The 25,607-nt window shown below is 43.2% G+C and carries 24 protein-coding genes; 10 read left to right on the top strand and 14 right to left on the bottom strand.

What is annotated here, in order from left to right; genetic code table 11:
- Window positions 1-334 precede the first annotated feature (334 nt).
- Window positions 335-3,088, bottom strand: a complete 2,754-nt coding sequence (polA, locus tag CXF86_RS21370) for a DNA polymerase I (protein ID WP_102039972.1) — start codon at window positions 3,086-3,088, stop codon at window positions 335-337.
- A gap of 386 nt (window positions 3,089-3,474) precedes the next feature.
- Between polA and elbB the strand changes: the two genes are divergently transcribed.
- Window positions 3,475-4,128 (top strand): isoprenoid biosynthesis glyoxalase ElbB, encoded by a 654-nt coding sequence (gene elbB, locus CXF86_RS21365; protein WP_101090151.1) that lies wholly within the window; start codon window positions 3,475-3,477, stop codon window positions 4,126-4,128.
- Window positions 4,129-4,192: 64 nt separating this feature from the next.
- Here the strand turns inward: elbB and glpG are convergent, their stop codons facing one another.
- From glpG to CXF86_RS21335, 5 genes are all read right to left on the bottom strand, one after another.
- Entirely contained in the window at window positions 4,193-5,032 is an 840-nt protein-coding gene (gene glpG / locus CXF86_RS21360; RefSeq protein WP_101090150.1) for a rhomboid family intramembrane serine protease GlpG, read from the bottom strand.
- A gap of 280 nt (window positions 5,033-5,312) precedes the next feature.
- Window positions 5,313-5,621 carry a thiosulfate sulfurtransferase GlpE gene (gene glpE / locus CXF86_RS21355; RefSeq protein WP_102039971.1) on the bottom strand — a complete coding sequence of 103 codons (309 nt, stop codon included), beginning with the start codon at window positions 5,619-5,621 and terminating at the stop codon, window positions 5,313-5,315.
- A gap of 64 nt (window positions 5,622-5,685) precedes the next feature.
- Complete coding sequence (gene tdh, locus CXF86_RS21350) at window positions 5,686-6,711, bottom strand: L-threonine 3-dehydrogenase (protein ID WP_101090148.1); 1,026 nt, start codon at window positions 6,709-6,711, stop codon at window positions 5,686-5,688.
- Window positions 6,712-6,800: 89 nt separating this feature from the next.
- On the bottom strand, window positions 6,801-7,997 hold the full coding sequence (locus CXF86_RS21345; RefSeq protein WP_102039970.1) for a glycine C-acetyltransferase: 1,197 nt from the start codon (window positions 7,995-7,997) through the stop codon (window positions 6,801-6,803).
- Window positions 7,998-8,387: 390 nt separating this feature from the next.
- Complete coding sequence (locus CXF86_RS21335) at window positions 8,388-9,047, bottom strand: TetR/AcrR family transcriptional regulator (RefSeq protein WP_101090145.1); 660 nt, start codon at window positions 9,045-9,047, stop codon at window positions 8,388-8,390.
- A 178-nt stretch (window positions 9,048-9,225) separates the two neighbouring features.
- Here CXF86_RS21335 and waaA point away from each other — a divergent pair, with 178 nt between their 5' ends.
- Window positions 9,226-10,497, top strand: a complete 1,272-nt coding sequence (waaA, locus tag CXF86_RS21330; RefSeq protein WP_101090144.1) for a lipid IV(A) 3-deoxy-D-manno-octulosonic acid transferase — start codon at window positions 9,226-9,228, stop codon at window positions 10,495-10,497.
- A 42-nt stretch (window positions 10,498-10,539) separates the two neighbouring features.
- Here the strand turns inward: waaA and CXF86_RS21325 are convergent, their stop codons facing one another.
- Window positions 10,540-11,274 (bottom strand): 3-deoxy-D-manno-octulosonic acid kinase, encoded by a 735-nt coding sequence (locus tag CXF86_RS21325; RefSeq protein WP_102039968.1) that lies wholly within the window; start codon window positions 11,272-11,274, stop codon window positions 10,540-10,542.
- Window positions 11,275-11,358: 84 nt separating this feature from the next.
- Here CXF86_RS21325 and CXF86_RS21320 point away from each other — a divergent pair, with 84 nt between their 5' ends.
- Genes CXF86_RS21320 through CXF86_RS21300 form a run of 5 tightly spaced genes read left to right on the top strand, consistent with a single transcriptional unit; the run spans window position 11,359 to window position 16,753 of the window.
- Complete coding sequence (locus CXF86_RS21320) at window positions 11,359-12,420, top strand: glycosyltransferase family 9 protein (RefSeq protein WP_102039967.1); 1,062 nt, start codon at window positions 11,359-11,361, stop codon at window positions 12,418-12,420.
- A gap of 59 nt (window positions 12,421-12,479) precedes the next feature.
- The gene (locus tag CXF86_RS21315; protein ID WP_102039966.1) at window positions 12,480-13,565 is read left to right on the top strand and encodes a glycosyltransferase family 9 protein; all 1,086 of its coding nucleotides are present in this window, start codon (window positions 12,480-12,482) and stop codon (window positions 13,563-13,565) included.
- Window positions 13,562-14,647, top strand: a complete 1,086-nt coding sequence (locus CXF86_RS21310) for a glycosyltransferase (protein ID WP_101090140.1) — start codon at window positions 13,562-13,564, stop codon at window positions 14,645-14,647. The genes CXF86_RS21315 and CXF86_RS21310 overlap by 4 nt, the downstream gene beginning before the upstream one ends.
- Before the next feature lie 29 nt (window positions 14,648-14,676).
- Window positions 14,677-15,741 (top strand): CDP-glycerol glycerophosphotransferase family protein, encoded by a 1,065-nt coding sequence (locus tag CXF86_RS21305; RefSeq protein ID WP_102039965.1) that lies wholly within the window; start codon window positions 14,677-14,679, stop codon window positions 15,739-15,741.
- Between the two features lie 4 nt (window positions 15,742-15,745).
- Window positions 15,746-16,753 carry a glycosyltransferase family 52 gene (locus tag CXF86_RS21300; RefSeq protein ID WP_180961129.1) on the top strand — a complete coding sequence of 336 codons (1,008 nt, stop codon included), beginning with the start codon at window positions 15,746-15,748 and terminating at the stop codon, window positions 16,751-16,753.
- Window positions 16,754-16,804: 51 nt separating this feature from the next.
- Here CXF86_RS21300 and kdsB read toward each other — a convergent pair whose 3' ends face one another.
- The 5 genes from kdsB to CXF86_RS23240 form a co-directional block, all read right to left on the bottom strand.
- The gene (kdsB, locus tag CXF86_RS21295; RefSeq protein ID WP_101090137.1) at window positions 16,805-17,524 is read right to left on the bottom strand and encodes a 3-deoxy-manno-octulosonate cytidylyltransferase; all 720 of its coding nucleotides are present in this window, start codon (window positions 17,522-17,524) and stop codon (window positions 16,805-16,807) included.
- A gap of 30 nt (window positions 17,525-17,554) precedes the next feature.
- Window positions 17,555-18,211 carry an HAD family hydrolase gene (locus CXF86_RS21290; protein ID WP_101090136.1) on the bottom strand — a complete coding sequence of 219 codons (657 nt, stop codon included), beginning with the start codon at window positions 18,209-18,211 and terminating at the stop codon, window positions 17,555-17,557.
- Window positions 18,195-19,805 (bottom strand): aldolase catalytic domain-containing protein, encoded by a 1,611-nt coding sequence (locus CXF86_RS21285; RefSeq protein ID WP_101090135.1) that lies wholly within the window; start codon window positions 19,803-19,805, stop codon window positions 18,195-18,197. The genes CXF86_RS21290 and CXF86_RS21285 overlap by 17 nt, the downstream gene beginning before the upstream one ends.
- A 262-nt stretch (window positions 19,806-20,067) precedes the next feature.
- Window positions 20,068-21,147, bottom strand: coding sequence for a glycosyltransferase (locus CXF86_RS21280; RefSeq protein ID WP_101090134.1), 1,080 nt, complete (start codon window positions 21,145-21,147; stop codon window positions 20,068-20,070).
- Window positions 21,148-21,249: 102 nt separating this feature from the next.
- On the bottom strand, window positions 21,250-21,621 hold the full coding sequence (locus CXF86_RS23240) for a WavE lipopolysaccharide synthesis family protein (protein WP_145992416.1): 372 nt from the start codon (window positions 21,619-21,621) through the stop codon (window positions 21,250-21,252).
- 314 nt (window positions 21,622-21,935) lie between these two features.
- Here CXF86_RS23240 and CXF86_RS21270 point away from each other — a divergent pair, with 314 nt between their 5' ends.
- Together CXF86_RS21270 and gltS are read left to right on the top strand one after the other, a co-directional pair.
- Window positions 21,936-22,085, top strand: coding sequence for a DUF2986 domain-containing protein (locus CXF86_RS21270; RefSeq protein ID WP_101090132.1), 150 nt, complete (start codon window positions 21,936-21,938; stop codon window positions 22,083-22,085).
- Between the two features lie 165 nt (window positions 22,086-22,250).
- Window positions 22,251-23,474, top strand: a complete 1,224-nt coding sequence (gene gltS, locus CXF86_RS21265; RefSeq protein WP_101090131.1) for a sodium/glutamate symporter — start codon at window positions 22,251-22,253, stop codon at window positions 23,472-23,474.
- 331 nt (window positions 23,475-23,805) lie between these two features.
- On the opposite strand, the gene CXF86_RS21260 is transcribed toward gltS, so the two are convergent.
- Together CXF86_RS21260 and CXF86_RS21255 are read right to left on the bottom strand one after the other, a co-directional pair.
- Window positions 23,806-24,426, bottom strand: a complete 621-nt coding sequence (locus CXF86_RS21260; protein ID WP_101090130.1) for a LysE family translocator — start codon at window positions 24,424-24,426, stop codon at window positions 23,806-23,808.
- Window positions 24,427-24,493: 67 nt separating this feature from the next.
- Window positions 24,494-25,045, bottom strand: a complete 552-nt coding sequence (locus CXF86_RS21255; protein WP_101090129.1) for a lysophospholipid acyltransferase family protein — start codon at window positions 25,043-25,045, stop codon at window positions 24,494-24,496.
- Window positions 25,046-25,178: 133 nt separating this feature from the next.
- On the opposite strand from CXF86_RS21255, the gene CXF86_RS21250 reads away from it, so the two are divergent.
- A complete protein-coding gene (locus tag CXF86_RS21250; protein ID WP_101090128.1) occupies window positions 25,179-25,601 on the top strand; it encodes a YybH family protein in 423 nt (140 codons plus the stop codon).
- Window positions 25,602-25,607 lie beyond the last annotated feature (6 nt).

Genomic DNA, 25,607 nt, shown 5'->3' with positions numbered 1-25,607 from the left:
AAAGATAGAACATCTTAACCTCTGTACCCTACGCAGAGAATATTACCCTATTAACCGTATTATGAAAAACTGTTTTTGTAAAAAAGACACAATAATGTGATGAGGATCTCAAGGTTTGTTCAATAAAAACACATTAATTGATCTATATATTTCATATTACAGATTCAAAAACATAGGTTTATATTAGGCTTTTAACTGGATAATTATTTAGCGATTAATGTGGAGGCGTTATTAAAGGGGGCTTGGGTTGGTGATTTTGCTCGCATAGACTAATAATTTCAGTTGGTTGCCGAGACAACCAACTGAAAAATGACTGTAACTGAGCTTAGGTTACTTAATGTGCTTGTTCCCAGTTGTCGCCTACACCAGCTTCTGCGAGTAATTCGACATCGAGCTTGGCGGCTGCAGCCATTAACTGACAGACTTTGACTTTTAGTGTCTCTGCTTGCGCTGCATCTACCTCAAATACCAATTCATCGTGCACTTGCATGATCATGGTTATCTCACCTTGAGTCTCCGTTTCAATCCATTTGGCAACATCGATCATGGCTTTCTTAATAATATCGGCAGCTGTTCCTTGCATCGGCGCATTAATCGCTGCACGTTCTGCAGCTTGTCTGCGCATGGCATTGCGGTCCTTAATGGCCGGTAAATATAGACGACGGCCGTACAGAGTCGACACATAACCGAGATCTGCTGCTATGGCGCGCGTTTCTTCCATATACTTCAGCACACCTGGATAGCGCTTAAAGTAGGTGTCGATATAAAGCTGTGCTTCTGCGCGTGGGATATCAAGTTGTTTGGCTAAGCCAAAAGCTGACATGCCATAGATTAGACCAAAGTTAACCGCTTTAGCGCGACGACGCTGATCGGTGGTGACTTCACTGAAATCAACATTGAATACTTCTGCTGCAGTAGCTTTATGAATATCTTTGCCTGCAGCAAAGGCGGTCAGCAGGCCTTTATCTTGAGACAAATGCGCCATGATGCGTAGTTCGATTTGCGAGTAATCGGCTGCGAGAATCTTTTTCCCTGCCGGGGCTATAAACGCGTGGCGAATACGGCGACCCTCTTCTGTTCTAATCGGAATATTCTGCAAGTTTGGCTCACTAGACGATAAGCGACCAGTGGCAGCGTTGGCTTGATGGTAACTGGTGTGGACTCGCCCTGTTTTGGCATTAACCATCAAAGGCAGCTTGTCAGTATAAGTGCTCTTTAGTTTTGCCAGGCTACGATGCTCAAGAATAATCTTTGGCAGAGGGTAGTCTAATGCGAGTTCAACCAGTACCTCTTCAGCTGTTGAAGGCGCACCTTTAGGCGTTTTCTTTAAGATAGGGTAGCCGAGTTTCTCGAAAAACAGCTCTTGTAGCTGTTTCGGTGAGGCAAGGTTAAAAGGCTGGCCAGCAATCTCATGCGCTTTACTTTGAAGCTCATCTATTTTTCGGGCGAGCTCTTCACTTTGCTGCCCTAACAACATGCTATCAATAAGCACACCTTGGCGCTCAATGGTCGATAGAATATCAATTAACGGCAGCTCAATATCAGTAAAGACACTGGCTAACTCAGGCTGCTTTTCTAGTCGAGGCCACAAATGTTGATGAAGTCTTAGCGTAATATCTGCATCTTCAGCTGCGTAAGGTGCTGCAACCTCAAGTGGAACTTGGTTAAAGGTGATCTGTTTTACGCCTTTGCCGGCAATCTCTTCGAAGCTAATGTTTTTATGACCAAGATACTTAAGGGCTAAGTCGTCCATGTTGTGCTTTGTGGCTACAGAGTTAAACACGTATGACTCAAGCATGGTATCGAACTGTACGCCGCGTAAGGTGATGCCTGCATTAGCGAAAATGCTGATGTCATACTTGAGGTTTTGACCGACCTTCTTGATGGCATCGTTTTCTAACAAAGGCGTTAACTTTGCAAACACCATTGCTTTATCGAGCTGCTCAGGCGCATCAATATAATCGTGTGCTAACGGCAAGTAAGCGGCTTTGCCTGCTTCAATGGCAAAGGATATACCGACAAGTTCAGCTTCCATATAATTGAGGCTGGTTGTTTCAGTATCGATGGCGATAAGCTCTGCTTTACTAAGCTTTTCTAACCAGCCATCGAGCTGTTCAACCGTTAGAATTGTGTCATATTCGGCGGTGATGTCTTGCTTTACCACTACTTCATCAGTGTTATCGCTTGCTGCTGTTGAACTTGATTTATTATCCAAGACTTCAGCTAACCAGCGCTTAAACTCCATTTCGCCATAGCACTTAATTAACTCATCTTTGTTTGCTGGCTCAATGTCCATCTTGCGCCAGTCTTGTTCAAGCTCTACATCGAGCTTAATGGTGGCGAGCTCATAACTTAACTTGAGCATATCGCCATGCTCAATAATCTTAGCTGGCATTGTTTTTGAGCCGCGAAAACCAAGCGCAGGCATTTTTTCTGGTGCCGCTAGAATATTAGCGACTGAACCAACGCCGGTTAACATGGCTAAAGCCGTTTTCTCACCCACGCCAGGCAGACCGGGAATATTATCGGCCTTATCACCCTGTAGCGCGAGCAGGTCAATAATGAGCTCTGGGCCCACACCAAACTTTTCAGTGACTTCAGCTGGTCCCATTATGGTATTAGTCATGGTATTGATCAGGGTGACATTTTCGTCAACCAGTTGCGCCATATCTTTATCACCAGTACTGATTAATACGGCACGCCCCTCTTTACTTGCTTGAGTGGCAATCGTACCGATAACATCATCAGCTTCAACACCCGAAATACACACGAGCGGCAATCCTAGGGCTTTAATGAGTTTATGTAAGGGGGCTATCTGGCTACGAAGATCATCAGGCATTGGCGGACGCTGCGCCTTATATTCCGAATACATGTCGTTACGGAATGTTTTACCCTTTGCATCAAAAATAACTGCCATTTGGCTAGGTTTATATTGATTTAAAAGGCTGCGAAGCATGTTGATCACACCATATACTGCACCAGTTGCTTCACCTTTAGAGTTAGTCAAATGAGGCGGAGAATAATAGGCGCGGTAAAGGTAAGAAGAACCATCCACAAGAACTAAAGGGTTGTCGGCAATTTTAGGCATATTAGGTATTCGTTTATCGCATTTCGATGATGGCGCTAGCATGCCATATCAAGGCTGTTTCAGCCACGGATAAATATTAGAGAGCCTGTGGATAACTCTGTGCATGGAACAGGCAAACTTAAATTCACTGATTTCTATCAGTAAAACTGATAAGACATAAGTGATTGAAAATTAGCTATTAAATCTAATTGTGTGAAGTGGGTGCTATTTTAGATAATTAAACTATAAATGTGGACTTTTTATTTTAGCTCGCATTACAAACCTATTCCTTGGTCAAATAATCACCGTTTGATAAAGTGCAGTGATAACTTAGCACGATAATTAATCTGATCAAGTGCTTCGTTGCACTTTTGTTAAAACAATATGATATATAAATGGAGATTTTAATGAAAAAAGTCGCAGTTCTTTTAAGTGGTAGTGGTGTTTTCGATGGTGTGGAGCTGCATGAATCGGTTTTAACCTTACTGGAGATTGCTCGTTCTGGCGCTAGTTACCAATGTTTTGCGCCTGACATCGCTCAGTTACATGTCGTCAATCATCTTACAGGTGAAGTTGATGAAGCCGATAATCGCAATGTGTTAGTGGAGTCGGCACGAATTGCTCGTGGCGATGTGAAGCCGGTTGCTGATCTTAATGTTGACGAATTCGTGGCGTTAATTATTCCGGGTGGTTTTGGTGCGGCTAAAAACCTGTGTAACTTTGCTTTAGCCGGGGCCGATCATATTATTGAACCCAGTGTAAAACAATTCATTAGTCAGTTTACTCAGGCTAAAAAGCCCGTTGGCTTTATGTGTATCTCACCCGTCATGATCCCGCAGTGTTATGAAGCTGGTGTGGTCGGCACCATAGGATCTGATGTTGGCACCGCTGCAGCGTTTGAAAAGCAAGGAGGAGTCCATCAGGTGGCTCTGGTTGATGGTATTGTTGTCGATGAGATCAACAAGGTGGTGAGCACGCCCGCTTATATGCTTGCGGACAATATAGTCGATGCGCATAACGGCATCACTAAGCTGGTGGCGAGAGTGTTAAGTATGGCTTAATCATAATATTGGGCTTATACCCGAGTGGCGTGGGTATAAGCATTTTCAGCAAGGCAAGATTAAGCTATACCTGCTGTTTGCGGCTATCGATAAAGCCTTGTAACACGCCGACAAGTAAACCGCCTAGATGTGCGCCATTTGCGATAGAAAGACCGAACATATCGGTAAAACCAAATACTAGCCATAGCAACATAAAGCCGATGTAGGCGGGGGGAAGTCCTATTCCAGATTCAGGACGTTTAACGCCCATAATCCAGGTGTAGCCGACCACGGCATATACAACCCCAGATAACCCGCCAAAATTAGGGCCCGCCATATAATATTGCAATATGTTAGGTAGAGTGCCGCCAATTAATAAAAGAATAAACAGCGGTTTAAAGCCTATTTTATTTTCGATCTTACCGCCTAAGTACCACCACCATAATAAATTAAAGATGATGTGCATTGCGGAAAAGTGGATAAGACTGGGGGTAAATAGTCGCCAAAATTCACTGAAAGATGCAGGTGAAGTCGCGCCAAAAAATGACAAAGTTTCAAAGATAGGGTTTGCAAAGCCGAGGTTCATTGCGGCATAAATAACAACGCAGGTGAAAAACACGCCTAAAGTGAGTGGTCCCGCTCCCGTCAAAAATTGGCTCAGTAATAGTAATTTGGGATTGCCGTAATCTAAATTTGTATGGGTGTCGCCATAGTCCCATGATGCGGCTAAGTATTTTTCATCATAAGGGTTACTTAGAAAGGCTTGATACTCTTGCTGTACGCGAGCTAGGTGTGGATCATCGTGCAATACCAGCATAACGCCTTGCTCGGCAGGCACTACTGCGCAGTTTATGTTTTGCCCTTTTAGGTAGTCGATGAGTGCTTGCGCTGCTCTGCTATTGGGTAAGCTGCCTATCTCTATCATCGACCTTTCCTCTTATACCAATTCCACTAAATAGTTGATCATTCAGCGGGAATTAAAATTACTTTAGGCAAGCAAGTGGATTGTAGCTAATAGTTATTCTATATCGAAAATCACATGCGTAGTATAAAGTGATTTTAAACCCGCACAACGTGAGCTTCTCAGGACTTTCACTGCTGCGTTGCATAGCATTAAAAGGGAATAACCATTTTTTCAACAATGCGCCTAGAATTGAAAGCCCTGAAAGAGCTCTGAATTGAACACATATTTAATGGAACTGGTATTACGCGTTAGCCTGATGCCAAGCACTATAGCCGCCATCCAAGCTATAAACATGATCAAAACCCTGCTCACTTAAATAGGTGGCCGCACTTTGGCTACTAATCCCATGATAACAGACAACGATAACGGGCTGATCCATATCAGCTTCAGCAATAAAGTGACTGAGGTTTTCGTTATTGAGATTAACAGCAGCGTTAATGTGTCCAGCTTCGAAGCTCGCGGCATCTCTTATATCGACAATCTGTAAATCGGCGGCGGCTTCCTGCATATGAATAAGTTGGTTGATACTTAAGTGTTGAAAAGCTGACATAGGAAACCTGTAGTGATAGTGGAATAAAAAGGGGCTGACATTACTGTTAGCCCCATAGGACTAACTAGTCCCAGTTTAAGATGACTTTTCCTGATTGGCCTGAACGCATAGCGTCAAAACCTTGTTGGAAATCATCAATCTTAAAGTGATGAGTAATAATAGGAGATAAATCTAAGCCTGACTGGATTAAGCTTGCCATCTTGTACCAGGTTTCAAACATCTCACGGCCATAAATACCTTTGATGATTAATCCTTTAAAGATCACTTTGCTCCAATCAATCGCCATCTCGCCACCTGGAATACCCAACATGGCGACTTTACCGCCATGGTTCATAGTGTCGAGCATTGAGTGAAATGCAGCGGGTACGCCCGACATTTCAAGACCGACATCGAACCCTTCAGTCATGCCAAGTTCGCTCATAACGTCATCTAAGCTTTCTTTAGCAACGTTGACTGCACGAGTCGCGCCCATTTTTTCGGCGAGCTCGAGGCGATAGTCATTAACGTCGGTGATCACCACGTGGCGCGCACCAACATGGCGACATACTGCGGCAGCCATAATCCCAATAGGACCGGCACCGGTGATTAATACATCTTCACCGACAAGGTCGAATGACAATGCGGTATGAACAGCATTACCAAAGGGGTCAAAGATAGACGCTAAATCGTCAGAGATATCATCAGGGATCTTAAAAGCGTTAAACGCTGGGATCACTAAATATTCAGCAAAAGCCCCTTCTCGGTTTACACCAACGCCTGAAGTGTTACGGCATAAATGGGTGCGACCACCGCGACAATTACGGCAATGACCACAGGTTATATGACCTTCACCCGAGACTCGGTCACCAATAGTAAAACCACGTACTTCTTGGCCCATCTCGACGACTTCACCCACATATTCGTGGCCGACAACCATAGGCACGGGAATGGTGTTCTGTGCCCATTCGTCCCAGTTGTAGATATGAACATCAGTACCGCAAATAGCTGTTTTGCGGATCTTAATCAGTAGATCGTTGTGTCCCATTTCAGGTTTAGGAGCATCAACCATCCAGATGCCTTCTTCAGGCTTTAATTTGCTAAGCGCTTTCATCTTATGACCTATGACAGACCACTCAGTTGCAGTCTGTTAAATTGATTCAACTAGGGTGACAACATCGTGTGACCCTATTTGGTTTAATTCTAGCTGATAATACCCATCTCTTTAGCGATACGGGTGAAGGCTTCGATTGCTTTGTCGATTTGCGCTTTAGTGTGCGCGGCTGACATTTGAGTACGAATACGTGCTTGGCCTTTTGGTACCACAGGGAAAGAGAAGCCAACGACGTAAATTTTTTCTGCGAGTAGACGATTAGCAAAATCACCCGCAATTTTGGCGTCGCCAATCATTACTGGAATAATGGCATGATCGGCGCCCCCAAGCGTAAAGCCTGCTGCTGACATCTTCTCACGGAAATAACGACTGTTTTCCCAAACGGCTTCACGTAAATCTTGACCTGTTTTGAGCATTTCAAGAACATGAATCGATGCGGTAACAATTGAAGGAGCCAACGAGTTAGAGAAGAGGTATGGGCGTGAACGTTGGCGTAACCATTCAACAACCTCTTTCTTAGCAGAAGTGAATCCACCTGAAGCCCCACCAAGTGCTTTACCTAAAGTACCGGTAATAATGTCTACACGGTCCATCACATCGCAAAATTCGTGGGTGCCGCGACCTTCTTGACCAACAAAGCCAACAGCGTGTGAGTCATCAACCATTACCAGCGCATCGTACTTGTCTGCAAGATCGCATACGCCTTTGAGGTTAGCGATGACGCCATCCATTGAAAATACACCGTCAGTCGCAATCAGGATATTACGTGCACCGGCTTCTTTAGCGGCTTTTAGTTGCGTCTCAAGATCGGCCATATCATTGTTGGCATAACGGAAGCGCTTGGCTTTACATAAACGCACACCATCAATGATTGATGCATGGTTAAGTGCATCAGAGACAATCGCGTCTTCTGCACTTAACAGTGTCTCAAACAAACCAGCATTAGCATCAAAGCATGAAGAGTAAAGAATGGTATCTTCCATGCCAAGGAAAGCGCTTAAACTGGCTTCCAGTTGCTTATGGATATCCTGTGTGCCACAGATAAATCGTACTGATGCCATGCCAAAACCGTGGGCATCAAGCCCGCTATGGGCAGCTTTAATCAACTCAGGGTGATTAGCCAAACCTAAGTAGTTATTGGCACAAAAGTTAATGACTTGGTCGCCATTAACCTCAATTGCTGTTTGTTGAGGAGAAACAATTACGCGTTCACTCTTATAAAGGCCTTCTGCTTTTACATCGGTAATTTGTTGATTTATTTGGTCGTAGAATGAGGTCTTTGACACCTAAATTCTCCTTAATTAGTATTGTTTTGATTATTGGAGTGGCGGCATTTTAACCTTAAACAGCCCAGCCCCACAGCCTTTTTTTAGCAGCGCTAGCGAGATAAGTTAGATTAGGGCTACTGTATGTTTCAGATTAGTTAAACTAATTGTTTGTTTTGTATTTTAGTGTTTGAGGTCGCCATATTCATGAATTCGTGTCGTTGGCAGTTTCATAGGGCGCTTAGATTTGCACTTGAACGTGCCGCCGTCCAAAATTTAATGCCAACAGAGGTCATTATGGCTAATGAGAAGCCAATGCCTTGGCTGCTTAATGACAAGGATACGTTAATTCAAAAGTTACTTTTTGCAAAAATGGCATCAAGTAAGATATTGCGATAGCACCTTATTAAACTAAGAGGGTGTACTTGTACTGAGCGCCATTGACCGGTAGTACTCTTCAAGCCTTTCAAATGTGGCGGTAGAATTCGGAGTAGAATAGGCTTTGAATATCATGATCACCCTAAGCAGCCCTTCATATAGTGACTCTTTGGTGATTGAGCCGATACAAGACTGTGTTTGGGTCAGTTTATAGCTTATCCAGAAGCTAACCAGCATTTTAATGGTATCAGCAAGCGGGGCTATATTTTCTTCATTAATCGCTAAAAAACCATCTTGAGTCAGTTTTATAAGGACACTGCTAGAGCGTGCTAAAACGTCTTGTTGCGCCTGTAAATATCGATTTTTTAACGCTTCATCGCGGCTAAGAATATCTGCAAGGTTGGCATACATAAAGCGGAACTGCCATAAGGTGTAGAACATCGCATCAAAGTAACCGACCAAGAGATCGACATCGACCTCTTTGTCTACGTAGGGCTGAAAGCCTGATTCTAAATGTTGCTCATAGAGACTGAAAATGGAACGGATGATGTCTTCTTTATTACGGAAGTGATAATAGAGGTTACCTGGACTAATATTTAGGTGGGCTGCAATATGATTGGTTGTGATAGCTCTTTCGCCATGCTGATTAAATAACTCCAAGCTGGCTTGTACGATTTTGTCACGGGTTTTCATATTCATCCTAAATGATTAATATCCACGAAATCGCCAAGCTTAGTGAATGTTTTGCTTGGCAATCTAAAATGCGAGAGCAACTCTACATATTCGCGATTATGCATCTACGTTAAGTTATGACTATCATGTTAGCATTGATGTCATTCTTCAAGTAAAAATCACTAAAGTAAAAAAATTCATGAATCGCAGCCTTTATTCCGCTTTGCTCTACCTCATTTTGCCGCTGTTATTGGTCTACCTCGCTGTACGTGCTTTTAAAAGCCCCGATTACCGCAGTCGTTGGAATGAACGATTTGGCTTTAAAGGCTTACAACAAACTGATCTGTTACTACATTGTGTTTCAATGGGAGAGACCATCGCGGCGATCCCGTTGATAAAACAGATCCAAGCGAACTACCCACACTTAACGATTACGGTAACAACAACCAGCCCAACAGGATCTGCTGCAGTGTTACGCGCGTTTAGTGATGAGGTACAGCATTGTTATTTACCCTTTGATTTGGCTTGGTGTAGCAGGCGGTTTGTAACGCAAGTGGCACCGAAAACCTGCATCATTATGGAAACAGAGCTTTGGCCCAACTTAATTCATTATCTAAAGTGTAATAACAGCAAAGTGTTACTGGCCAATGCTCGATTATCGCAAAAATCTGCTGATGCTTATCAAAAACGCCCCCACTTGAACTTGCCAATGCTACAAAGCTTAGATGCAATCGCTGCTCAGTCAGAGCAAGCCGCAGCTCGTTTTATTGAGCTCGGTGTCAACAAAGACAAGGTGACGGTATGTGGCAGTCTGAAATTTGAGTTAGATGTGGCACCCGCACGCATTGAAGCCGCGAAGGCTGTGCGTGAGGGCTGGCAAGCAGAGCATCGGCCTATTTGGGTGGCGGGGTCTGTTCACCCTGGAGAGTTTGAGCTAATGCTACAAGCGCATCAAAGAGTCATGCAGCACTATCCAACAGCATTGATGGTGATGGTGCCGCGGCACCCTGAGCAGTTTGATACCGCCGTTACCGCCGTAAAGCAAGCCAATATGCTGGTGGCTCGACGTAGCCTTAACGATGATGTGACAGCACAAACACAAATTGTCGTTGGCGATACGATGGGGGAACTACTGACGTTGTATGCCGCGGGCGATCAAGCTTTTGTCGGCGGCACTTTAATCGAGGGAGGGGGACATAACCCTTTGGAGCCAGCAGCGGTAGGTTTACCTGTTTTTGTAGGGCCTCACCATTGGGACTTCAAAGAGATCACTCAGCTGTTACAAAATGAAGGTGCATTGCAAATTGTTGATGCAAGTGAGCCATTAGCTCAGATGTTAATTGAATTTTTCGGCAATAAGCAGGCTTATACAATAGCGAGCAATGCTGCTAAGAAAGTGGTCGCAGACAACCGAGGCGCGCTGAAAAAGCAGTTTGCGCTGGTTGAATCACTGATTAATCGTAACGTTTAATGCCAATTGCATTAAGTGTAAGTAAGCGATGTACGGCTCTGCTTACTTACTGGCTAATGCGCTGTGATAAGCTCTATGCAGGTGCTGCCAATCAGCCTCGGTAAAGGCCAGTTGTGGCAATTTGGCCAGCTCTTTTCTAAATGAACGCAGTAAACGGTCTAAATTGGCGCGTTGCCAATTCGCCTTAGGCGTTCTTATTTCACCACGATCAAAATCGATTAAATAGAATTTCTCTGCGGTAATGAGTATATTCTTAGCATTCAAATCGGCGTGGTATACACCGTGATGATGAAAACGAGCAATACATTGCCCTAAAGATTGCCATTGCTCAGCGGTCATAGCTGTCTTACTTAACCTAGCGACTAAATCTTCAGCTCCATCCACTCGCTCAATTATCAAGTCCGCGCGATACCACAGCCCATTACGTTCTACATTAGCAGCGATGGGTTTGGGCACTGGAAACCCTTGTTGGTATAAATTTTCGAGTAAAGTGAGTTCAGCGACTGCACGGGTATTTTTGAGGCTGGTGAAAAAATATTGATCACGACTGACTTTTTCAATAAGTCCACCACGATAATAATGGCGCAGTACCCACTGCTGCTGCGTGGGATCTAGCTTGCTGGCATCGACAAACCAAGTGGTATAACGGCCTTTAGATGATCCAGTTACCGCGGAGTGTCCACGCCAAAAATCCACATCAAACCAAGTGACTTCAATTTCTTGAGGTGTTTGTTCACAATAAGTGATGCTGCCAGTGGCTGTTTTTTTACACTTCATAGATAGAATTGTACGCTAAAGCGTGGAACCTGCAGCCATTCTACATTAAGATCGGTAGATTACGCCAAACAACCTTCGAGCATTATGAGCCCAAGTAACCACGCCGAACCGCTAGATTTAACCAATGCTCAGTCTTTGTGCTTGCTGCGGCTATCCGCCATTGGCGATGTATGCCATGCCGTGGCTATGGTGCAAGCGATTCAGCGACGTTATCCTGATCTTCAAATTACTTGGATTCTGGGTAAAATTGAATATCAGCTATTAAAACACCTCCCTGGGGTGGAGTTTGTCATTTTTGATAAATCGCAAGGCTGGCGCAGCTACTTTAATTTAAAGCGTGCACTTAAAGGCAAGAAGTTTGATGTGTTGTTGCACATGCAAATAGCCCTTAGGGCGACGATTGCATCTTTGGCTATATCGGCAAAATTACGTATCGGCTTCGATCGATTTAGAGCAAAAGAGGGTCAGTGGTTAGTGACTAATCACCGAATCGAGCCACAAGCCACCCCGCACGTACTTGAAGGCTTTATGGGATTTGCTCAAGCTGTTGGCGTTACCGATCTTACTCCATGTTGGAATATTCCTGTATTAGCTGCCGATACTGAGTTTGCCGAGGCGCTTATCCCAAACGCCAGTTCGGTATTGGTTATTTGCGCTGCCGCGAGTAAAGCCGAACGTAACTGGTTGCCTGAGCGATATGCGGCAGTGGCGGATCATGCTGTGGAGAAGGGCTATCGAGTCATCTTATGTGGCGGACCGACACCACTTGAGCGAGTGCTTGCTGATAATATTCAAACTGCGGCTAAATCTGAGCTTGAAAACCAAGTGGGTAAAACCTCACTGTTGCAACTTTTAGCAATATTGAAACAGGCGAGTGTCGTGCTCGCGCCTGATACGGGCCCTGCTCATATGGCGGTAACCCAAGGGACGCCAGTCATTGGGCTGTATGCACATTCAAATCTTGGCCGAACAGGTCCTTATACCTGTTTAGATTCAGTTGTCAGTGTTTATCAGCAGGTTATTGCCGAGCAAAAGCAAGGTGATATTCCGTGGGGGATGAGAGCGAAAGGTGCGCACTTGATGGAATTAATTAGTGTTGACAGCGTTATTTGCGAACTAGATTTGTTGTTGGATAAACAGGACTAGTGGTTTTTTGTTAGTATGATGCGCTAGCATTTTGCTTTTGTCGTCTGATGAGTAAATCAATGACCCTATCTGCTCCAAAGTTTTTGTTTGTCCCTGTGTCTTCAGCTGAAGGCGTTGGGGAGTATATGCGCTCGTTGATTGTCGCCAATGAGGTGAAGCAACGCTGGCCGGAGGCTCATATTCAATTTATTTTGAGTCGCCACGCGCCTTATTCTTCAACGTGCCCATATCCTGTGGCGCTTTTAGACGATACCCCTACAAAAAACATTAAAGCAGTGAATGACTTCATCTCTTACTATATGCCTGACTTTGTTATTTTTGATGCATCGGGTCGTCGCTCACAATTAGCTCATGCCAATAAGTTGGGTTGCAAAGTCATATTTATAAGTCAGCATAAGCGTAAGCGCAGTCGAGGCATGAAAATACTGCGTGCGCGGGTGACGGATAGCCATTGGGTGGTGCAGCCTCAATTTGTTATTGGTGACATTAGTTGGTTAGATCAACTAAAACTAAAATTAATAGCGAAAGCAGAACCTAAAGTCATTGGGCCCATTTTTGTTAACCCTAGTGAACATAGACAAGCAGAATCGTTAGCCCGTTATGGTTTAACTAAAGGGCACTTTATTTTGCTAAACGCAGGCTCTGGTGGACACAAAATTGGCAATGGTTACGCGATCGAAGAGTTTGCGAGAGCGGCCGCGAGTATTTACCAGACCACACAAATCCCTTGTGTGATTGTGTACGGACCGAGTTACCCCCATGACATTCCCTTAGTTGAAGGCGTTATCGCGATTAAAACGCTCAGTCATGAAGCGCTAATTGATCTACTTGATGCAGCAAAAGTGGCCGTGTTAAGTGGCGGTGATACGTTATTACAGGCTATAGCACTAAAGAAAGTGACCTTATCTATCGCAGTCGCTAAAGATCAAAATTATCGCGTTAAAGTCTGTAAAGAGGCTGGTTTTACCATAAGTTCTGAGCTAAATGCACAACTGATGACTGACCACCTAATAACGTTAATTAAAACAGATAATGAACTCGCACTGCAGTCAGCACTTGCGATGTGTGATTGTGAAAACGGATTAGATATTGGCATGACTATAATAAGCGATTTATTTCATTCTAAATTTGGAGCTTGGCAATGAGAGTTGCAATAGCAATTGACAGTTTGGCTGGTGGCGGCGCAGAAAAAGTGATGTTAACGCTTGCTAACGAATTTACAGCGATGGGGCATGAGCCACATTTCTTAGTTATGACAGATGATGTTGCTTTCGATATACCTGATAGCTTACCAGTGCATGTCTGTTTTGAAAAAAAAGATAAAGACTTTAATCGATTTTGGAATTTGGCACCTGCTGTTGCAAAGCTGACAAATAAAATTAAGCAAATTGAATCGAGTGTCGGAAAGTTTGATCTGTTTTTGTCCAATTTAGATAAAACCAATCGATTAATGACCAAAACCCAGGTGTCGCCGTTGTTTGTCGTGGTACATGCTTCTGTTGAAGAGGAGCTAAGTCGACACGCTAAGTTAGGCCCGTTTGCATTTTTAAAGAAGCTTTGGGCTAAAAAGGCTTTAAATGGCCATCATTTGGTGACGGTATCTCAGGGTATTGCTAATGAAATAAAGCAAACAAAGCGGATCGCACCAGCTTCGATTCAGTGTATCTATAACCCCTTTGGATTTGACGACATCACTGCGCTTTCTCAACAGAAAGCAGAGGGCATTCCTGATAGCGATTACTTGATCCATATTGGACGTTACGTAAAGCAGAAACGCCACGATGTGTTGTTTCAGGCCATCGCACAAATGGAAAGCCAAATACCCGTTGTACTCTTATGTCATAACCCTAAAAAGGCATTAAAAGCCGCCAAGAAGTATGGGGTTGAACAGCGGGTGATTATTCCGGGGTTTCAACCAAACCCGTTTCCGTGGATAGCCAATGCCAAAGCCTTAGTGTTGAGTTCTGATTTTGAAGGGTTACCTACGGTATTAATTGAATCGCTAGCGTGTGGAACGCCAGTGGTCAGTACTAATTGTCCTCATGGTCCGAGTGAGATTTTGACGGGAGAGCTCGCAAGATTCTTAGTCCCGCGTCGTGATCCAAAGGCATTGGCAACTAAGTTGGATGAAGTGTTGGTGTCACCGCCGTCATTGGTAGAAGTTGATATTTTGGCAAAAGTAAGTGCAGCACGTATTGCTCAAGAATATCTGGCCTTGGTTAAATAAACATTGAAACGTTTTCGGGGGGAATTGTTGTGAGTTCAAGCAGCAAGCGTTATCTATTATATATCGCACAAAGTTATTCCTATGCCATCTTAAGGCCGTTGCAGAGCGCAATTAGGGCGAGAGGTGATGAGGTGTGCTGGTTTTTCGAAGGTGATGAAGTGAACCCCTCATTTCTGAAGCCGACCGAAAAGCGATTATCCACGGTTACAGAAGTACAAGCTTGGCAGCCTGATGCGGTTCTGGTTCCAGGCAACGTGGTTCCCAATTTTATCCCTGGCGTGAAAGTGGGCATTTTTCATGGTTTTAATGCAGGGAAAATGAACCATAAAGGCCGCGAAGACCACTTTGAAATACGCGATTGTTTTGACCTTTACTGCACCCAAGGTCCCGCTACCACCTTGCCATTTATTCGGTTGGCTGAAAAGTTTGCTACGTTTAGAGTGGCTGAAACTGGCTGGCCAACACTAGATCCTATGTTTAAAGGAGATTTGCCACAGCCCTACGCTGTAGAGGGCGATAATCGACCTGTTATCCTCTTTTGTTCGACATTTTCTCGTAGTTTATCCTGCGCACCTGCAGTTTATGAGCAGGTTAAGGCGATGTCGATGCAGGGGAATTGGCGCTGGTTGGTGCAATTTCATCCCAAAATGAGTCAAGAGATTGTTGAAAAATACAAAGCACTCGAGAATGAGAATCTGACCTTCGTTGAAACCGATAATGTGTTGCCGTTATTGAAAGCTGCCGATGTGATGCTATGTGATACTTCATCAATACTGATTATGTTTTTATTGCAGGGTAAACCTGTGGTGACCTTTAATAATAAGACTAAACGTTCACATCTAGTGAATGTCGATCATATTGAAGATATTCAGCCTGCATTAGTACGAGTTTTAGCTAAACCTGCGGAGTTGATGGCGAAAATTGAGCAATATTGTGATGATATCCATCCGTACCGTGATGGTTTCTCTAGTGAGCGTGTCTTAACCGCGGTAGATGAATTGATTGCACAAGGTACCGATGACCTTAAACCTAAACCCACTAATCTGTTGCGTCATTTTAAGATGCGCAAGAAGCTGGGTTACTGGAAGTTATAAACTTATGTCAAAATTTAATATGACAACGATCATCAATGATGATGCAAAAGTACTTGTTTTCGAGAATACTTATTACAGTCTATTTCTGTTTATGCTTTGTGATAGTGATTGGAAAAAAAGGGACTATTTGATTTTTGGCGATAGGATGTCTGTGCATAGCCTACACCGGCTGAAAAAGTATGCCTGTGTACTGGATGAAAGCTTAGAGTATATGCCGAAGCCAATGCCTAGGTTAGGGCAGAATCCATTGGTTTATGTACAGAAAAAACTGCAACAGAAGAATCTCTTTAATGCTTATACTACCTGTATTGGAAACGTTAAAGATATCAATAACTGGCTCGTATCTGTGCCTAGAGTTCAGATAGAGGATGGCACCTCAACTCGCAATGAGTTAACGCTTGGTGCAAGAAATAGAGGTTTCGCAAATGCGCTAGCTAAGCTACTGGTTCTAAAAGAACCCGTTAGAATATCTCGTGTCGAGAAGTTCATTGTTGCGGCAGAAATAGATGCTAAAGAAGAGTATCAATCTAAAATTAGTTCTGTTGATATGTTTAAACTTTGGCTGGAAAAAACGAGTGTGGAAAAGACAGAGATATTAGATGTATTCGGTATCGATGCGACAGCTTTTGACTCTATTAATAGCCAGTTCAGCCTGTTATTTACTCAACCTTGGAGTGAAGATTTCGCCTATACAGAGGCCCAAAAAATTCGCGGTTATAAGATGTTGATTGAAGAGCTCGGTATGGAGGAGTTGAAATTAGTGATTAAACCCCACCCTCGAGAAACAACGGACTATAACAAGTATTTCCCTGATTCAGTTATATTGAACTCCAGTTTTCCAAGTGAGTTAATTACTATGTTAAACGTTAGAGTTCATCGTGTGGTGTCGTTGAACTCTACCGCTTGTAGCTGTTTCGGAAATTATAGTGACGAAGTCATCTACGCGAGAGCGCCAGCGTACTTTGAATTTCCTAAAAAGCTTGCTGATCGTATCAATAATATGAAATTGTAGCTTGGCAATAGGCAGTGATACTTGTTACTGCCTACCTCTCAACCTCTCACGTTAATTTAACGCCTTAATCACTCTATCGACATCGCTTGGTACATCGACAGCAATACTGGAGCTAGCAACTTCAATCATCTGAACCGAAATATCATTTTCTAAGAAGCGTAGGATCTCAATATCCTCTACTTGCTCAATAGCCGTTTTTTGCTGATGAGATGCAAAAAACTCTAAATGAGCTTTAGAAAAGGCGTAAATACATACCTGCTTAAAGCCAAATGAAAACTCATTAGTCTTACTAACTGGAATAGGTGAACGGCTCATATAGAGTAAGTTCCCTGTTTTACTGGCCACCACCTTTGGTACCGTAAAAGAGCGAAACTCCTCTTCAGCAGTGATAGGGCACATAGCATTTATCACCGTTTCTGGTTGTCGCTGATATTCCTTTATCACACTGAGGATATCGTTAGGCTCGATTAACGGTTCATCACCTTGTACGTTGATAACGAAGTCACAACCTAACTGTTGGTTAGCTTCCGCAAGCCTATCGGTGCCGGTTAGGCAGTTTGATGAAGTCATAATGACCTGAGCGCCAAACTGTTCAGCCGCTGACTGGATTTTATCACTGTCAGTGGCAACATAGACTTTATCTTGGCCAACGGCTGTGCAGCAACGCTCCCAAACACGCTGTATCATCGACTTTCCTAAGATATCGATTAAAGGCTTGCCCGGAAAGCGACTTGATTGGTAGCGAGCGGGAATGACGACTGCATATTTCATATTATGAGGATCCAATTTCTAATTATTGATTTATATTTGTTGGGGCCAACGCTCAATAACTTCAAACTGATGTTCATTAGCTAGTGATTGCATTCGCAGGGGCACGTTCGAAAATGGCACATAGCAGATGAAATCAATATTGTTGGCTTGGCTGGCATCAAAGTCAGACACTGCATCGCCAATCATCAGCGCTTTGCTGTGTGCTTGGCTCTGTAAAATGTCGGCCAGTAGTTGGGCTTTTGGTGTGGGAGACCCAAAAATATCAACAAAATACTTATCGAGACCACGGCTTTTGAATACAGAGCGAAGTTCGCTTTGCTCTGAACCACTGGCGACAAACTTTTGTCCCGGCAGCGCTTGGATTAAGTTTAAGAAGCCGGGAGTGAGCTTTGCTGTTAGATATAGTGCCTTACATTGAGAAGAAAAATCACAGAGTATTTTTTCTTCAATTGTTGATTTTTGATCATCTTTGAGCTCAAGTATGTCATTAACAAAATGAGCTATGTGATGAAACCTAGACTTACCAAAATTATTGGCAAAGTAGGTCACGCACTCAGTAACTAGCTCAGGAGTAAAAGAAAGCGCTTCAAGTGCTTCCTTCATCGCCTGCACTTTAAGTGCGTTTGAATCTAAAATGACCCCGTCACAATCAAAAATATATAGATCGTAATTATAAATTGGGTGCATAAATAGAGCCTTGTTGGATTGGATAGCTTGTTGGCGTCAGTGCTGTAATCTGCAGTGTTGGCGCAAAACCTTTGAATTTCGCCAACAAGTCAATCATCTCTGCTTGACGAATATCCCCGCGCTCATAACCATCAACACCGACAAGCGAAATATGCGTAGCTTGCGCGTGCACGGCTATTGCGAGTGCGTAAGCCGCAGTGAGATCATAAGGTACGGCGCAATAGTTATCAGTAACAATAAACTCATCAGCTTCAATATTTAAGCCATAATCAAAGAATTTATTAGAGACATTGCTAAGCTCGTCATCCGTAAATCGGTGTGCTGGCATGATCAGAGGTTGCTGCAGATTCTTATAAACATCATGTTCAGACAAGAACTTGCTGTTGTGAGACACACAGTAATAATTAACGAACTTTGATGCCAAGGTGCTTACTGCATTGATCGCAATAACAATAGGTTGACGATCTTGGATATAAGCTTCTATTGCGGGTAAGTAGCGCTTAAGACTTGGGCCATTACTGATAATAAGCACTTCTTTATCTTTGAATTTGCCCAGTAACTTATCGGTACCAGATATCGCTTTGGTGGAAGTGTCGAAAGAAATGGCTGACTCCATCACGTCACCATTGTATGACGTTGTACCTTCAAGTTGGCTTAAGTAGTTTATGGCGCCTACTATTTCTTCGGTGCCGTAATGCTTATTCGAGATGAGGTTTTGGATGTAAGTTGGGTGTACATCATTTTGTGCACCAAGAAAGTACAGTAAACTGCTACCCCAACCATAGTCTTTCTGCATCTGCTCGAAATGGCGAATAACCAGTTCATAAACGGCAGAAGGTTGATATGGCGTTGTATTACTATCTATGACAGCCAGTAAACTTTCTGTTTGCGCATTACCAGCGCCACGGCCCATACCTGTGACAGTGACGTCTAACCAGGTCACGCCTAGGTTTTTTGCGGTGATAGTATTGTCGAGAGCTTTACCCATATTATTGTGGGTATGGATGCCAATATCACCTTGCCATTGAGTGCGAAGGGCTTTGACGATACGAGTGACTTCTTCTGCATCCATATTACCGAGAGAATCTGCAAAATAAAGCGAATCTAGGCCATTCCACTTAGCCGCTATTGCTGCTTTTTCAGCAATTATAGCGTCAGGTTTACCACCTGCTTGCATCAAGTTATAACCCACGATATAGCCTTTGGCTTTGAGGGCGTGAACGATGGCTTCAGAGTTTTCGACTTCATGAAAATGGGCTGCAACACGAACAAGATCGACAGGGCTTTGAATTGCATCAACGAACAATGCATCTACAGCTTGTTCAATCGACATAGGTGCATCAAGAATGGTTTTAGCATCGACCATTACACCGTAGGTTGGACCTGACGGTAAATTAAGGCCTTTAATAAAAGCTTCAGTGGTGTAAGCAAATGGGCCGTCAAAACCTTGCTTAGGAAAATTACGTAGCCCCAACTCCACATAATCAATTTTTGCTACAGCCATTGCTTTTAAATAAGCTGTTACCACCTCTGGAGAGAAATCCCAATTGTTGTAATAGCCGCCATCTCTTAGTGTGCAATCAAGAATATACATGTTTCACCTACGGGTTAAAAGCTGGAGTAATCGAAGAGCTGAGAGTGTATTTCATTATGAAATACGAAAAAGAGATATCTATCAGCGTATCAATGGTTAATTCACAAAACATGCTTAATATTATCGCATAAAAATCATCACGTTTCTTGAGCTTAAACAGTAAGTTATTTGTTGATTAATTGCTGCTTTTACGTTGCTTGATTTTGTTTTTAAAGTAAGGAAAAGGCCACTAGAGTGAAGCTTTGGTAGCCTTGTACACCATTTAGTTATTAGCACAAAGCGCAATATATTGCTTTGCGATATATTGGCTAGCCACAGCATCGAGGATCGGTAGGTTTTCCAGTAATGGTGGCTTCTGCAGGCATGCTAATGCCGATGCTGCTAATAACTCGGGTTGACGTCTAGGGACTAAATATTGTGCCAGTTCTCCAGTTAAAATTTCACTAGGCCCATGGGGGCAGCGAGTGCTCACGACGGGTGTTTGGCAGATAAGTGATTCGATCAACACGGTCGGCAGTCCTTCAAAGTCTGAACTGAGCAACATCAATTCAGCTCGGGCTATCCAAGCATAAGGGTTACTTTGGAATCCTGGTGTAATAATACGATTTTCAACGTCATATTTTTTGGCTAGTTTACGGGCTTTCTCTGGACGGTTGGTTAACAGTACCAATCGAGGAGCTGTTGGCATTAACTTTAATGTTTGGAAGAGAATATCTAGGCGCTTCTGTCGGGTTACTCGGCCGATATGGATCATAAATGGCTCATTCGGTAGCCCATCGACTTCCTTTTTGGCTTTTTCTCTTATCTCATCTATTCGAAATGGATTGTATATTGCCTGCACGCTTTTAGGCTTCAGCCAACGAGTCGCCTTAAGTTCATCAGCGATCCCTTCCGAAACCGTAATAATGCGTTTGCCTATAAGTGCCTTTGCTTTTCGCCAGCGGCGTAAGAAATGGATTGGTCCGCGTTTTAACTCCATGATGAGCTCTTGCTGGAGTGCGCAGTGGCAAAAATAGTAACAAGGATCAAAGTCACAACCATTGACGACGATATCGCAATCGGTGGAGTTACACAAAAAAAGTGAAAACTCCCCCTCGCTGTTTTCAATGTTCTGCACACATTGTATCAGCCTATTTTTTTGAGCTGCTAATGACAGAGACTTCTGTGATTTAAAAACATAGTGAATGGTGACGTTTTTAGGGGGAGTAAAGTCACCTTCTTCATTGAAAATAAAGAGGTGTACATCTTGGCCAGCCTCTTGCAAAACTTCTGCTTGAGTTAGTGCTACTTTTACAGTGCCGTTGGCAAAGAGATTATGGCAGAAGATTGCTACTTTTTTCATTTTAGGGCTCTTAAATGATTCATCATTGACTATTTGGGAGATTATACCTAAACACTTCTATATGTGGCACCATACTCATGAGTATGTTGCTAGAGCTGTGACTTAGTTGATGTGATTTTTCTTCAGTTGCTTTAAGTTAAACTTAAACTTTTCAACCGGAAGCTTTATTTGTCTATATAACCAAGTCGTCATATAGACGTTGATGTCAGTTAGATTGAATTTATTACTGCAATATTTTCCATATATAATATACCATTCGCGATGACTCAACTCGTTAGCTCTGTGCTTTAAAATGTTGAGCCTTTCAACAGCTCCCACCTCTGCATCTAATACAAGAATATGGTTGATTATTACTTTTAACCAAAGTTCATGTTCGCTCAGATCAGATCGATTTGATAACGGTGTTATATGAGGATACCGTTTTGAAAACCAAGCTGAGGCAAACCTTTGCTCCGCAGATGATTTTGGTAATATTTCATCACTATGTAGAACTTTTCGCTTAGCTAGCTATGCATCATCGATCAAGCCTTGTACTAAAATGATTGAATTCGAACAAAAACTAAGCTCGAAAGATCAACCTGGCCTAATATAAAACGGGCTATAAGCACCTTTTTAAGGCGTCTAGATTACCATGCTACACGGGAAAACTGAATTGGTAAGCCACGCTGCAATAGCAAGATAATAAGCGTTCCTTTTTGGCCACAAAAGGATAAATGTTTGGTTCATAAAAACAGATATGTCGATTTTAAGTTATAATCTATCACATGAATTTATACTAAAGTAATACAATGAACCGCACTAAAAAAATCACCAAAAAATTTATGGGTAAGGCTAAAAAAGCCAACGCAAAAATGAATACTAGTAACAAACCAAAATACGTTTCTAAAGCTGAAAGAGATCGTTTGGAAGCATTAGAGGTAGCGGAAAAGGCTCTCTAAGAGATGGCGTAGAGTAATTATTGCTCAAAAATGTGGTTTTATTACATGAATATTCATATTTCGGACTCAGCTAATATTAATTACCCTAATAGATATGGCAGAATGCTCGGCTAATTTTAGCTTAGCAGTGCTAACTGCGAAGCCGATGTAACGGATAGGAGTTTCATGGATATCGTATATTCAATCGGGGAACTAGAATCATTTTTGGTCGCGATAATGGTGCTATTTATCGGGCATAGTGTTAATCGCCATGTGGGTTTCTTTAAAAAGTACAACATTCCAGAACCCATTATCGGTGGGTTAGTGGTTGCGGCCATTACCACCGCCTTACATTTTCAGAATATTACCCTTAAGTTCTCTTTGCCGATGCAGAACACCTTAATGCTAATGTTTTTTAGTACGGTGGGCTTGGCTGCAAGCTATAAGCTGTTAGCTAAAGGAGGCAAGAAAGTTTTTATCTTCCTTGGCATAGCCTCCATCTACATTGTTATTCAAAATGCCGTCGGCGTGAGTCTAGCGACAGCATTAGGCTTAGAACCATTAATGGGCTTGGTTGCAGGCTCTATTACGTTATCAGGCGGTCACGGTACTGGTGCCGCTTGGGCACAAACGTTTTCTGACAATTATGGTATGAGTACGCTAGAGTTTGCGATGGCCGCCGCAACATTTGGTCTAGTCATGGGCGGGATTATTGGTGGCCCTGTTGCACAGAGATTAATTGATAAAAACAAACTGGTATCATCTTATGGCATAGGGGGAAATCATCATAAAGATCACCCCGATCTTGTTACCTATGATCAGCTTGAAGAGGACCGAGTCACCGCCAAAAGCGTCATGGAGACCTTGTTTATTTTGTTACTTTGCGTAGTGGGTGCTAGGTGGATTGAGCACTTGGTATCGGTGTTTGAGATCCGCTGGTTAAAAATGCCTGACTTTGTCTATGCATTGTTTCTTGGTGTGGTGATAACCAATCTTACCGAATTAACTCGCGGGTATAAAACCAATAGTGAATGTGTAGATATATTGGGTACCGTTTCTTTATCACTGTTTCTAGCGATGGCATTAATGAGCTTAAAGCTATGGGAGATTTTTGATCTGGCCATTCCTCTGCTGATTATCTTATTAGTGCAAACAATAGTGCTCGGATTTTTTGCTTATTTTGTCACCTTTAGATTGATGGGCTCGAATTATGATGCTGCCGTTATTGCGGGTGGTCATTGCGGGTTTGGTATGGGGGCAACCCCAACGGCAGTGATGAATATGGGGGCGTTAGTGTCTCGAAATGGCCCCTCTCCACAAGCATTTATGGTAGTGCCGATTGTGGGTGCATTTTTTATCGATATCGTTAATCTAATTGTGCTGCAGGGCTATATTGGCTTTATCCTGTAATACCAATTCCATTAAATAGTTGGTCATTCAGCGGGAATTTAAATCACTTTAGAGAAGCACGTGGGTTGTAGCTAATAGTTATTCTCGGCTCTAGCATCCTGCTTCGCTCTACCTTCTGCATCCATGCAGGCGTATATCGAAAGCCACATGCGCTGTGTTAAGGGATTTCCTATGCCTTAAACATCAGCCGCACGCAGTGAGCTTCTCAGGAGATTCACTGCTGCGTTGCATGGTCTTAAAAGGGAATAACCATTTCTTCCACAATGCGCCTTGAATTGAAAGCCCTGAGAAAGCTCTGAATTGATCACATCTTTAGTGGAATTGGTATAATTTAACGGATCAATAAAATGGCGGCGAGGGTAATAAATACCCCGCCGCTGGTGCGATCAAACCAATGCAATTTGTTGCTGGATTTTAGTGTTGGCGCAAGCACATTTGCCATACACGCATAAATCATAACGAAGCTAAAGTCGACTATCGCCCAGGTTAGCGCCAATATAGCTAACTGTGGCCCTTGCGGCAGGGTGATATCGATAAACTGTGGGAATAAAGCAGCAAAAAAGAGTAGATCCTTTGGATTGCTTATCCCGACTAAAAAGGCCTGTTTAAATAGCTGCAGAGGCGCTCCATTTCCTTTTGCTTGCGCTAGCTTGAGGCCTTGCCCATCAGCTTTGGTGAGCAGTAGTTTTATGCCTAGAAAGAGTAAATAAGCGCCACCACACCATTTCAATATCGTGAAGCCATACTCTGTTGCATTTAATAACGCACCTAAACCCGCGGCGGATGCCATCATCAGTATGAGTGCGGAAGTCACGCTACCTAAAGCGGTCGCTAAGCAGCGGCTTTTACCATAATGAATACCGTGCCCCATCGATAACACGGCCATAGTGCCGGGGGAGATAGCAATAAGCAGAATGGCGAAAAGGTACAGCAGCCAAGTATCAAAAATCATAATATTTTATACAATGTCTAGGATCTGGCTGCACTATAGCGGGCAAATTATCTTTAGGCAATGATGCTTAGCGCTGGAAATCAGGGATCACTTTGGGATGACGTCCCTTAATGGAGCGATAGAAAGCGATGATATTATCCATATCTTGTTGGATATCATCGGTGGTGTCTTTGCCTTCAGGAATGACAACGGTCTTACTGCCAAAATCTAACCCCACAGTGACGATGGGGACTTGAGCTTTACTGGCGATATGATAAAACCCCGTTTTCCAACGTGCTACTGGGCTACGTGTACCTTCAGGTGCGAGTGCTAAGCTAAAGTTCGCATTGCTATTAAAGATCTCAACGACGGCATCGACCAAGTTATTATTCTTTCTTCTGTCTACGGGGGTGCCGCCCATTGCGCGGAAGAACCAACCCCAAGGCGGAATAAAAAGCTGATGTTTACCCAAAAAGTTAACCTTGGCTCCCATAGCGCCACGCGCGACTAGGCCAATGACAAAATCCCAATTACTGGTATGCGGACCGACGATAGCGATATATTGATGATCGGTTGGCAATGCACCCGATATTTTCCAGCCGCTGGCTTTGAGTAAGAATTTGAAAAATGATTGAAACATGTAATGAAAACCGCCCTAGCTTTATTCTTAGTATTATTGTTTTCTGTGACTTTTACCAATGAACAGCCATAATGGGTAATAAGATGCCTGAATGGTGTTTGGGTATAGTACACGCAATAGTGTGGAGAGAGTCATGTTTAAAAAAGGGTTCAGCGTTTTACTACTATGTTTAGCATTTAACGCGAATGCGGTACCGACGGATGATATTGCTAATGTTTTGGCTGGACAAGCAGCAGCTTGGAACCAGGGGGACTTAGACGAATACATGCAAGGCTATTGGCATAACGAAAAAATGCGCTTTGTATCTAATGGCAAGTTTCGCTATGGCTGGGAAGAAACCCTTGCTGCATATAAAAAGCATTACCCAGATAAAGCAACCTTGGGTAAGCTGACTTTCACTATCAAAGAAACTAAAATGTTGAGCAATTATGCGGCGATTGTTGTTGGCCGCTGGGCGCTTGAGCGAGCTAAAGATAATCCCAATGGTGTTTTTACCCTGTTAGTAGAGAAGATAGATGATCGCTGGGTGATAACCCATGATCACACTTCTGATTAGTCACTA

It is taken from the genome of Shewanella sp. GutCb, assembly GCF_002836135.1.
In the GTDB taxonomy this organism is placed as follows: Bacteria; Pseudomonadota; Gammaproteobacteria; order Enterobacterales; family Shewanellaceae; genus Shewanella.
This window is presented reverse-complemented; position numbering and strand designations above follow the sequence as displayed.